This window comes from Microbacterium gawkjiense (assembly GCF_031932225.1).
Taxonomy (GTDB): Bacteria; Actinomycetota; Actinomycetes; order Actinomycetales; family Microbacteriaceae; genus Microbacterium; species Microbacterium gawkjiense.
On sequence record NZ_JAUZVV010000001.1, the window covers coordinates 1,530,952 to 1,543,885 of the forward strand.

The following is a 12,934-nucleotide window of genomic DNA, read 5'->3' on the forward strand; positions in this document are numbered from 1 at the left end:
ACCCGACTTCGTCATCCCGCGTATCATTGATCGGGTGTGCGCACACGCGCGCCATGCGACGTGCCCCGGCACGGGACAGGCGAGGCGAGCGCACCAGGGACAGGGCCTGCGAACAGGCCACCCCCACGGCATATCCATCACTCCCGTTCGTCGCGGTCGCGGCGTGCAGATGGATCTGTGGTGAAACCACGAACGCTGTCACCGTGCAGCACCTGTGCCCGGCGCGAGCCGCGCGCAGATCGACAAGGAGAGAACGTGCCAACCATTCAGCAGTTGGTTCGCAAGGGTCGCTCGCCCAAGGTCTCGAAGACCAAGGCGCCCGCCCTGAAGGCGAACCCGCAGCAGGCGGGTGTCTGCACCCGCGTGTACACGACCACGCCCAAGAAGCCGAACTCGGCGATGCGCAAGGTCGCCCGTGTGAAGCTCCGCAACGGGACCGAGGTCACCGCCTACATCCCCGGTGAGGGCCACAACCTGCAGGAGCACTCGCTCGTGCTCGTCCGCGGTGGTCGTGTGAAGGACCTCCCCGGTGTGCGTTACAAGATCGTCCGCGGCGCCCTGGACACCCAGGCTGTCAAGAACCGTAAGCAGGCTCGCAGCCGCTACGGCGCCAAGAAGGGTTGAGCTAGATGCCTCGTAAGGGACCCGCACCCCGCCGCGTCGTCGTCAACGACCCGGTCTACGGTGCTCCGATCGTCACCCAGCTGGTGAACAAGATCCTCGTCGACGGCAAGAAGTCCATCGCCGAGGCCATCGTCTACAACGCCCTCAAGGGCGTCGAGGCGAAGAACGGCCAGGACGCCGTCGCGACGCTCAAGAAGGCGCTCGACAACGTCCGCCCCACCCTCGAGGTCAAGAGCCGCCGCGTCGGTGGCTCGACCTACCAGGTTCCCGTCGAGGTCAAGCCGCACCGCGCGAACACGCTCGCGCTGCGCTGGCTCGTCTCGTACGCGAAGGGTCGCCGTGAGAAGACCATGACCGAGCGCCTCCAGAACGAGATCCTGGATGCCTCGAACGGCCTCGGTGCCGCGGTGAAGCGCCGCGAGGACACCCACAAGATGGCCGAGTCGAACCGCGCCTTCGCGCACTACCGCTGGTAATCAGCACCTCGGCGGCCGGCCGGGTCACCCCCGGCCGGTCGCCCCGCGACATCCGTCACTACACGTAAGGACACCCCGTGGCACAAGAAGTGCTCACCGACCTCAACAAGGTCCGCAACATCGGCATCATGGCGCACATCGATGCCGGCAAGACGACGACGACCGAGCGCATCCTCTTCTACACGGGTGTCAACCACAAGCTGGGCGAAACCCACGACGGCGCCTCGACCACCGACTGGATGGAGCAGGAGAAGGAGCGCGGCATCACGATCACGTCGGCCGCCGTCACCTGCTTCTGGAACAAGAACCAGATCAACATCATCGACACCCCCGGTCACGTGGACTTCACGGTCGAGGTGGAGCGCTCGCTCCGCGTCCTCGACGGTGCCGTCGCCGTCTTCGACGGCAAGGAGGGCGTCGAGCCCCAGTCCGAGACCGTGTGGCGTCAGGCCGACAAGTACGACGTTCCCCGTATCTGCTTCGTCAACAAGATGGACAAGCTGGGCGCCGACTTCTACTTCACCGTCGACACGATCGTGAAGCGCCTCGGCGCCAAGCCGCTCGTGCTGCAGCTGCCCATCGGTGCCGAGAACGACTTCGTCGGCGTCATCGACCTCGTCGAGATGCGCGCACTGGTGTGGCCCGGCGACGCCAAGGGTGACGTGACCATGGGCGCCAAGTACGAGGTGCAGGAGATCCCCGCCGACCTCAAGGACCGCGCCGAGGAGTACCGCCAGCAGCTGCTGGAGACCGTCGCCGAGAGCGACGAGGAGCTCCTCGAGAAGTTCTTCGGCGGTGAGGAGCTCACGATCGCCGAGATCAAGGGCGCCATCCGCAAGATGACGGTCGCCGGCGAGCTCTACCCCGTGCTCTGCGGCTCCGCGTTCAAGAACCGCGGTGTCCAGCCGATGCTCGACGCGGTCGTCGACTACCTGCCGTCGCCCCTCGACGTGCCCGCCATCGAGGCGCACGACCCGAAGGACGAGGAGAAGGTCATCGAGCGTCACCCCGACGCCAACGACCCGTTCGCCGCGCTGGCCTTCAAGGTGGCCGTGCACCCGTTCTTCGGTCGCCTGACCTACATCCGCGTCTACTCGGGTCAGCTCGACTCGGGTGCGCAGGTCATCAACTCGACCAAGGGCAAGAAGGAGCGCATCGGGAAGATCTTCCAGATGCACGCCAACAAGGAGAACCCGGTCGACGCGGTCACCGCGGGCAACATCTACGCGGTCATCGGCCTGAAGGACACCACCACCGGTGACACCCTCGCCGACCCGAGCGAGCCCGTCGTCCTCGAGTCGATGACGTTCCCCGAGCCCGTCATCGAGGTCGCGATCGAGCCGAAGACCAAGGCCGACCAGGAGAAGCTGGGTGTCGCCATCCAGAAGCTCGCCGAAGAGGACCCGACCTTCCGCACCGAGCTCAACCCCGAGACCGGTCAGACGGTCATCAAGGGCATGGGCGAGCTGCACCTCGACATCCTCGTCGACCGCATGAAGCGCGAGTTCCGCGTCGAGGCGAACGTCGGCAAGCCGCAGGTCGCGTACCGCGAGACGATCAAGAAGACCGTCGAGCGTTACGACTACACGCACAAGAAGCAGACCGGTGGTTCGGGTCAGTTCGCGAAGATCCAGTTCGCGCTCGAGCCCCTCGAGGTCACGGCCGACAAGACCTACGAGTTCGAGAACAAGGTCACCGGTGGCCGCATCCCGCGCGAGTACATCGAGCCGACCAACCAGGGCTTCCAGGACGCCATGCAGGTCGGTGTCCTCGCCGGCTTCCCCATGGTGGGCGTGAAGGCGATCCTCATGGACGGCGCGTCGCACGACGTCGACTCGTCCGAGATGGCGTTCAAGATCGCGGGTTCGATGGGCTTCAAGGAGGCTGTCCGCAAGGCCAGCCCCGTGCTGCTCGAGCCGCTGATGGCCGTCGAGGTCCGTACTCCCGAGGAGTACATGGGCGACGTCATCGGCGACCTGAACTCGCGTCGTGGCCAGATCCAGTCGATGGAGGACGGAGCGGGCATCAAGATCGTCCGCGCCCTCGTCCCCCTGTCGGAGATGTTCGGCTACATCGGTGACCTGCGCTCGAAGACCTCGGGCCGCGCGGTCTACGCGATGGAGTTCGACAGCTACTCCGAGGTCCCGCGCGCGGTGGCCGACGAGATCGTCCAGAAGACCAAGGGCGAGTAACACTCGTTCTTCGGATGCCGGGGGCCCGGCCCCCGGCATCCGCCCAAACTGAATATCGTCACGTCAACTACACTGACAACATCCCCGTAGAAACCCGGTCGCAATCCAGCGCCCGGATGACTACACGACAGTCCTGAGGAGGACCCAGTGGCCAAGGCCAAGTTCGAGCGGACCAAGCCGCACGTCAACATCGGAACGATCGGTCACGTCGACCACGGCAAGACCACGCTCACCGCTGCCATCTCGAAGGTGCTCGCCGACAAGTTCCCGTCGGCCACCAACGTGCAGCGTGACTTCGCGTCGATCGACTCCGCTCCCGAAGAGCGCCAGCGTGGTATCACGATCAACATCTCGCACGTCGAGTACGAGACCCCGAAGCGTCACTACGCACACGTCGACGCCCCGGGTCACGCTGACTACATCAAGAACATGATCACCGGTGCCGCTCAGATGGACGGCGCGATCCTCGTGGTCGCCGCCACCGACGGCCCGATGGCTCAGACGCGTGAGCACGTTCTGCTCGCCAAGCAGGTCGGCGTTCCCTACCTGATGGTCGCGCTGAACAAGTCGGACATGGTCGACGACGAGGAGATCCTGGAGCTCGTCGAGCTCGAGGTCCGCGAGCTGCTGTCCAGCCAGGGCTTCCCCGGCGACGACGCTCCGGTCGTCCGCGTCTCGGGCCTCAAGGCTCTCGAGGGCGACGAGACCTGGGTCCAGTCGATCCTCGACCTGATGGACGCCGCCGACGAGTCGATCCCCGACCCGGTCCGCGACAAGGACAAGCCCTTCCTCATGCCGATCGAGGACGTCTTCACGATCACCGGTCGTGGCACGGTCGTCACCGGTCGCGCCGAGCGTGGCACCCTCGCCATCAACTCCGAGGTCGAGATCGTCGGCATCCGCCCGACGCAGAAGACCACGGTCACGGGTATCGAGATGTTCCACAAGCAGCTCGACGAGGCCTGGGCCGGCGAGAACTGTGGTCTGCTCCTCCGTGGTCTCAAGCGCGACGACGTCGAGCGTGGCCAGGTCGTCGTGAAGCCGGGTTCGGTTACGCCGCACACCAACTTCGAGGGCACTGCCTACATCCTTTCGAAGGAGGAGGGTGGCCGTCACAACCCCTTCTACACGAACTACCGCCCGCAGTTCTACTTCCGTACCACGGACGTGACCGGCGTCATCACGCTGCCCGAGGGCACCGAGATGGTCATGCCCGGTGACACCACGGACATGACGGTGGAGCTCATCCAGCCCATCGCCATGGAAGATGGACTCGGCTTCGCGATCCGTGAGGGTGGCCGCACCGTCGGCGCCGGCACGGTGACCAAGATCATCAAGTAAGTCCTTCGGACTCACCGACAGGGGTCGGGCCTTCGGGCCCGGCCCCTTCGTCGTTCCTGCAAGGGGGTGCGATCGGGTGGGGGCGGTCTTAGACTGACCGCGCCGCGGCATCCGCGGTCGGAGACGGAAGGGATCCCATGGGTATCGACGATGTGGTCAACAAGGGCAAGCAGTTCCTCGAGCAGCACAAGGAGGAGATCGACCGGAACCTGAAGTCGGACAAGGCCGAGGACGTCAGCGACAAGGTCCTCGACGCCGCGGCCGAGTTCGTGAAGAAGGTCGCTCCCGACTCGGTCGACGCGAAGGTCGACGAGGTCCGCGACAACGTGGATCGGCGTATCGGGAACGAGTGATCCCTGCGAGGGGTCGGATGCTGCGGCATCCGGCCCCTCTGCTGTGCCCGGCCGGGGGTGGCGCGTCTGACAGAATGAACGTCGGACGGTGAGGATCGGATGACGCAGGTGAAGCGGGTCGCATCGTGAGCGGCATCCTGGTCCACGAGTGGCTGTCGCCGCGGGGCGGGTCCGAGAACGTCTTCGCCGTGCTGGGCGAGGTGTTCCCCGACGCGGAGCGCTGGTGCCTGTGGGACGAGAGCGGCGGGCGTTTCGAGGGCGTCGAAGAGACGCTGCTGGCTCGTACGCCGTTGCGCGGCCGCAAGGCGGCCGCTCTTCCGCTCATGCCGTTCGCGTGGCGGATGCTGCCGCAGCGGAATGCCGACTGGGTGCTCTGCAGCAGCCACCTCTTCTCCCATCATGCCCGTTTCGGCGGGCGCGCCGCCGAGGCGCCGAAGCTCGTGTACGCGCACACGCCGGCGCGGTACATCTGGGTGCCCGAGCTCGACGGGCGCGGACAGGGGCCGCTCGCGCGCGCGGCGTCGGCGATGCTCAAGCCGCTCGACCGGCGGCGGGCGGCCGAGCCCGTCGCGATCGCCGCGAACAGCGCGTTCATCGCGGAGCGCGTCGGCTGGGCGTGGGACCGCGAGGCGACCGTGATCCACCCGCCGATCGACGTGCCGAGGTTCGCGCAGGCGCGTGCCACGGACGAGACCGAGCGTGTGCTGGCGACGCTGCCGGCGGACTACCTGCTCGGTGTGTCCCGGTTCGTGCCGTACAAGCGGCTCGAGCTCGTCATCGACGCCGGGGTGGCGTCAGGGCTTCCGGTGGTCCTCGCGGGCGGCGGAGCCGACGAGGCCCGACTGCGTGCGTACGCGGAGGACCGCGGGCACCCGGTGACGATCGTCCGGGATCCGTCGTCGACCCTGCTGGCGGCGGTGTACCGCGCCGCCGTCGCGCTCGTGTTCCCGGCCGTCGAGGACTTCGGCATCATGCCCGTCGAGGCGATGGCGACCGGGACTCCCGTCGTCGGCAACGCGGTCGGGGGAGTGGCGGAGAGCGTCGTCGACGGCGTCACCGGGGCGCTGGTGCACGAGTGGTCGGCGACGGAGCTGGCTGCAGCCGTCGAGCGGGCCGCGGCGGCCGACCGCGACGCCTGCGTCCGCCGGGCATACGAGTTCGATCGGCCGGTGTTCGAGGCCGAGATCGCCGCGTGGGTCGCACGGGAGGTCGGATGACCGCGCTCTTCGTCGACGACCGCTACCGGGGCGCCCACGGGATCGGCCGGTACGCACGCGAGGTGCTCGGGCGCCTCGACGTGCCGTGGCGGGACCTCGGCCTCGACGGGACACCCTACGCGCCGCTCGACGCCTTCCGGCGCGTCCCCGGGCCCGGCGCGGCGGACGTCGTCTATTCGCCCGGGTACGGTGCGCTCCTGCGCGCCCCGCGTCAGGTGCTCACCGTGCACGACCTCATCCAGCTGCAGACGGCCTGGCCGGGTCGGGCGAAGTTCCTCGCCTACTACAACGGTCCGGTGCGTCGGGTGGTCCGCCGGGCGGGGGTCGTCCTCACGGTCTCCGAGACGTCCGCCGAGGCGATCCGGGCCTGGCTCCGGGACGACAGCGTGCGCGTCGTGAACGCCGGCAACGGGTGCTCGGCGGCGTTCACGCCCGACGGGCCGCGGGAAGCAGCATCCGATCCGTACGTCCTGTTCGTCGGGAACACGCGGGCGCACAAGAACCTCGATGTCGTGCTGCGTGCGGCGGCGGTGGCCCCCGGCATCCGGGTTCGGACGGTCGTCCCTGCGGCCGAGGCGGCCGAGGTGCGTCGGCTCGCGGCGGCGCGGGGCGTGGCCGAGCGGGTGGAGGTGACGACGGGGGTCGACGACGCGCGCCTGGCCGAGCTGTACCGCGGCGCGGTGGCGACCGTCATGCCGTCGCTGCTCGAGGGGTTCGGTCTGCCCGCGCTCGAGTCGGTGGCCAGCGGGACGCCGGTGATCCACTGGAGCGGCTGCCGTGCTGTCGCCGAGATCGTGGCGGGGCGGGGGTGGGCGGTGTCCGATGCGCACGACGCGCACGAGTGGGCGGCGGCGATGACCGAGGCGGCCCGCTCTTCGCGGACCGTGGCGGCACCGTCCGACGCGTACGACTGGGACCGGACGGCGCGGGTCGTGTCTGAGACCCTGAGCGACGTGCTCGGCTGAGGGCGATCAGTCCGCGACGAGGCCGCTGAGGAACGTCGCGAGCTCGCCGGTCTTCGCCGCCCAGGTGTGGTTCTCCGCCGCGCGGCGACCCGCGAGGTTGGGGGAGGGATGCCGCAGCGCGGCCGCGAGCGCCGCGTCGGCCGTCTCGGGTGAGGCGTAGGTGTGGACGCCGGCGTCGGTGTCGCTGCGGATGCCGGGGGTCTCGCGGGAGACCACGGCGAGACCGGCGGCGAGGTACTCGTGCAGCTTCATGGGGCTGCGGCCGGCGTTCGAGGGGTCGTCGGAGAGGGGGAGGAGCCCGACGCGGGCGCCGCGGAGGAGTGCGGGGAGGTCGGCGTAGGGGACGGGGCCGGCGAGCTCGACGTTCGCGGGCAGGGGCGCCGGTGGGGTGGGGCGGGGTCCGGCGATGACGAAGCGCGCCTCGGGGTGGGCGCTCGCCCAGGCGTGCAGCTGCTGCCAGTCGAAGCGGGCGTCGAGCGCGCCGACGTACACGCAGGTCGCCGGGCGGGTGTCGGCATCCGTCGGCGGATCGGCGAACGCCGCGAGGTCCACGCCGTTCTCGATGACGAGCGAGGGGAGGGTGAGGTGGCCGAGGCCGCGCAGGACGGCGCCGGAGGTCGCGACGACGGCGTCCGCGGACGCGAGGATGCGGTCCTGCAGTGTGTGCTTGAGTCCGTCGGGGTAGAGGTCCGTGGGGCGGTAGACGAGGGTGTCGCTGAGGCCGCGCACGCTGCCGTCCCAGAGCAGCGGCTGGTCGATGAGGACCGCGTCGAATCGTGGCTCGATCCCGGCGCGGGTCAGAGCCCGCGCGACGCGGAAGGTTCCCCAGGGGCGGGGGAGTACCGTGCGGGGGACGAGGTGCGTGACGCCGTCGTCGTCGCGGTGCGTGTGGCGGGGGACGGCCGTCGAGACGGCGCGGGGAATGCGTCCGGTGAGGCGGTGGGCGAGCGAGATCGGGGTGGAGAGGTGGACGACCTCGGCGCTGAAGTGGGCGAGTTCGCGGGCGTAGTGGTGGCTGCCGACGCGGAAGTCGCCGAAGACGTGCGTGTGCGAGAGGAAGAGGATGCGGGCGCCGGTCACGCCCGTGCCGTCCGGATCGCGGTGCGGATCTCGTCTTCGATGCGGGCGAGGTCGGCGGAGGCGGCCGCGATGCGCGCGGTGATCTCGTCGGTGCGGTCGGTCTGGCGACGCATCCGTTCCTGCATCTCGCTCGCCGTCATCGTCGCGGCGTCCGCGGTGGTGTCGGCGAGACCGATCGTGGCGAACGCGGCCGTGATCTTGTGCGTCGGCGAGGGGACGAGCTCGAGCGGAGCCGCGCCCGACAGTGCGGCCAGGACGAGGACGTGCATGCGGTCGCTGATGACGAGGCGGGCCTCGTCGTAGCGTTCGCGGAGCCGCGTCTCGTGCGTGATCGCGTCGGTGTCGGCCCAGGGCTCGAACGTTCCACCGAGGGCGTCGGCGAGGTCGCGGGAATGTTTCTCGTCTTCGCGGACCTGGACGACGGTGCGGATGCGGAGACCCTCGGATGCCGCGAACCCGCGGACCGCCTCGATCCAGTCCCCGTTCGGCATCGGTCGCGTCCCGCGCAGGCTGACGACGAGTTCGCGGCGGTTCTCCCACGGGACACCGGGACGGATGCCGGCGCCGAACCCGATGTCGGGGACGACGCGGCTGCCGCCGGCGAGGGCCGCGCTCGCGGCATCCCTCCAGAGGGCGAACTGCGACAGGCGGGCCGCGAACGCATGGATGGCGGTGGCCGGTTGGGTGGGGGCACGGATGCCGCGGGGCGGCCGGACCACGACGCCGCCCTTGAGGCGGACGAGGAGCGTCTCGGCGAGGAAGACGAGCTCACGCAGGACGTTGCCGCGGTCGAGCGGGATCTCGCCCGATTCGAAGACGAGGACCGGGCGGCGCGGCGCCGTCGCGATCAGCCAGAGCCACCGTGCGACGCTCCGCTTGGAGCGGAGGACACGGGTGCCCGTGGGCAGGCCGAGCTGGCGCAGCCAGGTGTCCGGCGCCTCACCGACGTAGACGACGAGCTCGTCGGATGTGCCCACGGCCCAGCGGACCGCCTCGCGCCGGATGAGGGCGTCGCCGATGTTTCCGGCCGGGCCCGTCGCGGAGACGAGGGTGCGGGTGGGGGGATGTCCTCTTCGTGCCACCTCAGTCGCTCACCAATCCGCGGCTGCTTACCGCAGCGCCGAGGAGGCGGCCGAAGACGTCACAGTCGTGCGAGCATCGATTCCAGCTGCCGCCCGTCGCGCTCAAAGTTGAATGAATAATTTGAGAAGTACGCATCGCTTGACCATCCGCTCACCGGCTGCTCGATCTCGGGGTCGCACATCGCGTATCGAATAGGATCCTCGTGCAGATTTGCCAGAAGGTACTCCGTGGTTGCCGTGTATGAGCGCGATCCGATCACGATCCACGTGGGGTGATTTTGCGAATAGGCCATGGTGAACATGCCTGACCCCGCATATCCTGCCACTGCCTCGGCCTGGCTGAAGAGTGCGATCTGGTCAGCGATTCCGAGATTTTCTGGGTAGACGATCTCGAACCCGTGAGATCTGAAGACAGATTCGACCTCATCACTGTTCAAGCACCTTCTACGAAGCTGCCGGCTTCGCCCGATGAAGACACGCTTGGGGAGGTCCCTTGCTGCTTCAGCCATCAAACGATCCCGAATCTTCCCCCAGATCTCGAGACAGACGGGGCTCGCGAAGTACGGATTCTGCAGTGCGAAAGTGGAAACGATGAGTTTTTCAACCCGCATCGGGGCGGACAACAGAGTGACCTGGTCCCGGGAGATCCCGAATGCGCGCAGCAGGTCATACTGATAGGGGTTGAGATCCGGTTTTTGCGGGGGTGGACTGATGAGGATCTTGCAGTTGGGGTCGTACCGAAGCGCGTCATCCCACGCCCAAAGTTTGGTTAGATCCTGAGACGTGAAATGGCCGTAATGGCCGGGGTACTCATTGTCCAAATAGAAATAGGTTCCGCTTAGCATTCCAGGCTCTTCCTCGAGCCTAGGGTCCCATGCGAAATCGGGCCCGGCATCTGTTATGAATCTGTTGGTCATCGGACGGACTAGTGGTTGCATAGACGATTCGGGGAGAAGTAGCCCGTCCATTGTTATCACTTGACGTGGAGCAACCACCGGCCCTCGATAGACCTTCGCTACCAGCTCGCGAACGCTGTAGGAGTCCTTCAGGTAGCGTGCCGCGTAGTCGGCGTCCGTCGTCTCAAAATCAGAGTTCGCATTCCACGAATGCCCTGGTATCGATGCGATGCGTTCGACGGCGCCCTGGCCGCTTCGCCGGTTAACGCAACCCTCCACCCTGGACTCGCCGCCTTCGCGATGCAGCAGGTTGTTGATTTTTGTGAGGTGCCGACCTCTTTTGGTGATGACGAGATGGGGACCGACGGATCGAGATTCGTCGATCGCTTTCGAGACTGCCGAAGCCCAAGGATCTTTTGTGATCCCAGTGTTCGGCTCCCGAAGCTCGCTGAGCCAGTGTTGCGTCGAATTATTCGAGCCTTCGGCCTGAGCTGCCAAGTGTTCAACATCAGCATCCAAAGCGACGTACCTGCCGCCGTCGTTGAGCGCCAAGAAAAGCCTCTTGAACAGGCCGAACTCGCCGAAAGATCTACTCGCTGCGTCATCCACAATGATGTCGGGGGCGGGCCCCGCCGCGATCGCGTTGAACACGTCATCGATGCTGCTGACCGGAGTCTTCACGACACCCGGGAGCCCCGCAGACACGGGCGGGGTCGACAGAAGGCGAACCTTCGCGTTCTGCCACCGTTCCGCGATGATCGCGGCCATGTGGCGCATGTCGTCCGAGTCGGAAATGATCGCAATGACAGAGGCGCTGCTCCCGAGCGCGCCCGCGATCATCATCGCGATTGAGAAGTCATAGCGTTTCGCTTCGGGCACGTTCGCACCCACCTCGTGCGAGCCATCCATGTATGTTCAGTCCTTCACAAGTGCATCTTCACGGACGACCGGATGCGAGTCCGAAGCCTGGCTCATGGTACACCGATGGCCTTGCTGCGCCCCACCCAGAGTCCGGTTGGAACGGGGGTCTTCGAAGTCAGCGCTCGGGATGAGCAAGGCGCCGCAGCCTGGCTTCAACCAAGAGAGCGCGTGGCTTCGATCTCATCAAAGCTGATGGCTGGTGGTCTGAAGGGACGCAGGTCGCCGTCTGCAACGAGTTGGTCAATCTGGTCCAGGAAAGCCTCGGGATGCTCGCTCGTACGGATGCCGTCGAATTCGGTGTACGCGTAGTCCCACCAGCGTGACTTGAGCATCCGGTCAGCTAGGTGCTCTGGGAACCTCTGTCGTAGCACCCTGGCAGGCACCCCGCCAACGATCGTATAGGGGGGCACGTCCTTGGTCACCAGCGCTCCCTGGGCCACGACAGCCCCGTCCCCTATGGAGACTCCATCTTTGATCACTACGTCTGTCCCGATCCAGACGTCGTTCCCGATGATGATGGGCTTCCGCCGCAGTGTGTGGTGCCACTCCTCCTTTATGAACGCAGACGCTTCATCCGCAATTGGGTTCGCGGCGAACGGGTAGGGCGATCGCTTGTAGAAGACAGGGGATGTGCTGAAGTGCTCGATTGGATGACCTTCGCCCATTGTTCTGACGTCCCGCGCGATCGAGCAGTATCGCCCGACGCGAGTGTCGGGAGGAAGAGCTGACTGAACGTAGGAGAAGGACCCGATCTGGCAAAGATTCCCTCCGGTGTTCACCTGAAGTGTGTGTGGCTCTATTCGCACATTCATGTCATAACTGACACGGCCACTCCAGCGATCGAAACCCTTGTCCCACTGCACATAGGCCTCGCGTTCACGAAACAGAGCTCTCAGAGCGTCGTTGACAGCGAGACCCCAGAGTCGACTCATGTCCGTGATGGTAGCTCAGCGTCCGGTCGTCGACGGCGCTGAGGGGGCAACCGCTCTCCCGGTCTTGCGGGGGTTCTTCAAGCTGTGACGCGCAGGGCCCAGAGGCGCGGGCCGCGCGGCCTAGACCCGAGGCGACGCCCCGTTGTCCACGGGGAATTCGTTCGCCCAGGCGACATTCCGGCGCCGGACAATCGCTGGGGCTCCGACTAGCAAAGTGTTCTCTTCCGCGAAAGCCTTGTTGACGACGCTCCGGGCGCCCACGACGGACCCGGAAGGAATGACGGCCCTATTGAGGACGACCACGCCGTCCCCGAGCCAGACACGATCCCCGATAGCGATGCCGACTTCTGGGTTGAGTAGGGCGCCGGTCTCGAGGTCCCAAAGAGCGTGATGGCTAGATCCTCGGATCGACACGTTGGTTGCGAACAAGCCATTCTCGCCCAGGCTGACGCTGAGTCCCGGCGTGAGCGGACCGATGATGTGCATCGAACCGTTGAAAATGCTTCCGCGTCCCACTGAAACGGTCGTGCCCGTTGAACAGCGCCCCCCGTTGGCCACGAAAGAGATCCGTAGCCCGCCGGACTGAACCTTGATCGCACCGATTTCGACTACGCAGTCGATCGCCGCCGAGAGATCGATGACGACGTTGCGCCACCTGCCGCCGTCGCTGAGCCGGACGATGTTCCCGATCGAGCGGTCATGGAAGTCGACGGTTACACCAGTGGGTAAGTCCTCAGCAGCCGACAGCCTGACAGAGCCGACCCACACTTGATTTCGGCGGTAGTGGTCGGAAACGGCGACAGGCGCCTTCGATCGTCTTCTCAGTCGCATGATCCGCCCCAGCATAGGGCGCGC

At 66.6% G+C, this 12,934-nt stretch carries 12 protein-coding genes; 7 read left to right on the plus strand and 5 right to left on the minus strand.

The features are described 5' to 3' along the window. The first annotated feature begins 255 nt into the window (after positions 1–255). From rpsL to Q9S71_RS07405, 7 genes are all read left to right on the plus strand, one after another. Entirely contained in the window at positions 256–624 is a 369-nt protein-coding gene (gene rpsL / locus Q9S71_RS07375) for a 30S ribosomal protein S12 (protein WP_018171438.1), read from the plus strand. A 5-nt stretch (positions 625–629) separates the two neighbouring features. Beyond that, positions 630–1,100 (plus strand): 30S ribosomal protein S7, encoded by a 471-nt coding sequence (rpsG, locus tag Q9S71_RS07380; RefSeq protein ID WP_018187368.1) that lies wholly within the window; start codon positions 630–632, stop codon positions 1,098–1,100. A 77-nt stretch (positions 1,101–1,177) separates the two neighbouring features. Further along, positions 1,178–3,292 carry an elongation factor G gene (gene fusA, locus Q9S71_RS07385; protein WP_064003335.1) on the plus strand — a complete coding sequence of 705 codons (2,115 nt, stop codon included), beginning with the start codon at positions 1,178–1,180 and terminating at the stop codon, positions 3,290–3,292. A 147-nt stretch (positions 3,293–3,439) separates the two neighbouring features. Beyond that, complete coding sequence (gene tuf, locus Q9S71_RS07390) at positions 3,440–4,633, plus strand: elongation factor Tu (RefSeq protein WP_064003334.1); 1,194 nt, start codon at positions 3,440–3,442, stop codon at positions 4,631–4,633. 137 nt (positions 4,634–4,770) lie between these two features. Next, positions 4,771–4,986, plus strand: coding sequence for an Rv0909 family putative TA system antitoxin (locus Q9S71_RS07395; protein WP_248170028.1), 216 nt, complete (start codon positions 4,771–4,773; stop codon positions 4,984–4,986). A 125-nt stretch (positions 4,987–5,111) separates the two neighbouring features. Continuing rightward, on the plus strand, positions 5,112–6,203 hold the full coding sequence (locus Q9S71_RS07400; protein WP_311861473.1) for a glycosyltransferase: 1,092 nt from the start codon (positions 5,112–5,114) through the stop codon (positions 6,201–6,203). Next, a complete protein-coding gene (locus Q9S71_RS07405; RefSeq protein WP_311861475.1) occupies positions 6,200–7,168 on the plus strand; it encodes a glycosyltransferase in 969 nt (322 codons plus the stop codon). Before Q9S71_RS07400 ends, Q9S71_RS07405 begins: the two co-directional genes overlap by 4 nt. Before the next feature lie 6 nt (positions 7,169–7,174). Here Q9S71_RS07405 and Q9S71_RS07410 read toward each other — a convergent pair whose 3' ends face one another. From Q9S71_RS07410 to Q9S71_RS07430, 5 genes are all read right to left on the minus strand, one after another. Continuing rightward, complete coding sequence (locus tag Q9S71_RS07410; protein ID WP_311861477.1) at positions 7,175–8,248, minus strand: glycosyltransferase; 1,074 nt, start codon at positions 8,246–8,248, stop codon at positions 7,175–7,177. After that, positions 8,245–9,330: a hypothetical protein gene (locus Q9S71_RS07415; RefSeq protein ID WP_311861478.1), complete on the minus strand. Its 1,086-nt coding sequence runs from the start codon at positions 9,328–9,330 to the stop codon at positions 8,245–8,247. The genes Q9S71_RS07410 and Q9S71_RS07415 overlap by 4 nt, the downstream gene beginning before the upstream one ends. Positions 9,331–9,389: 59 nt before the next feature. Next, a complete protein-coding gene (locus Q9S71_RS07420) occupies positions 9,390–11,135 on the minus strand; it encodes a glycosyltransferase family 61 protein (RefSeq protein WP_311861480.1) in 1,746 nt (581 codons plus the stop codon). 164 nt (positions 11,136–11,299) lie between these two features. Further along, positions 11,300–12,079, minus strand: coding sequence for a CatB-related O-acetyltransferase (locus tag Q9S71_RS07425; RefSeq protein WP_311861482.1), 780 nt, complete (start codon positions 12,077–12,079; stop codon positions 11,300–11,302). A 120-nt stretch (positions 12,080–12,199) separates the two neighbouring features. After that, on the minus strand, positions 12,200–12,925 hold the full coding sequence (locus Q9S71_RS07430; RefSeq protein ID WP_311861484.1) for an LbetaH domain-containing protein: 726 nt from the start codon (positions 12,923–12,925) through the stop codon (positions 12,200–12,202). Positions 12,926–12,934 lie beyond the last annotated feature (9 nt).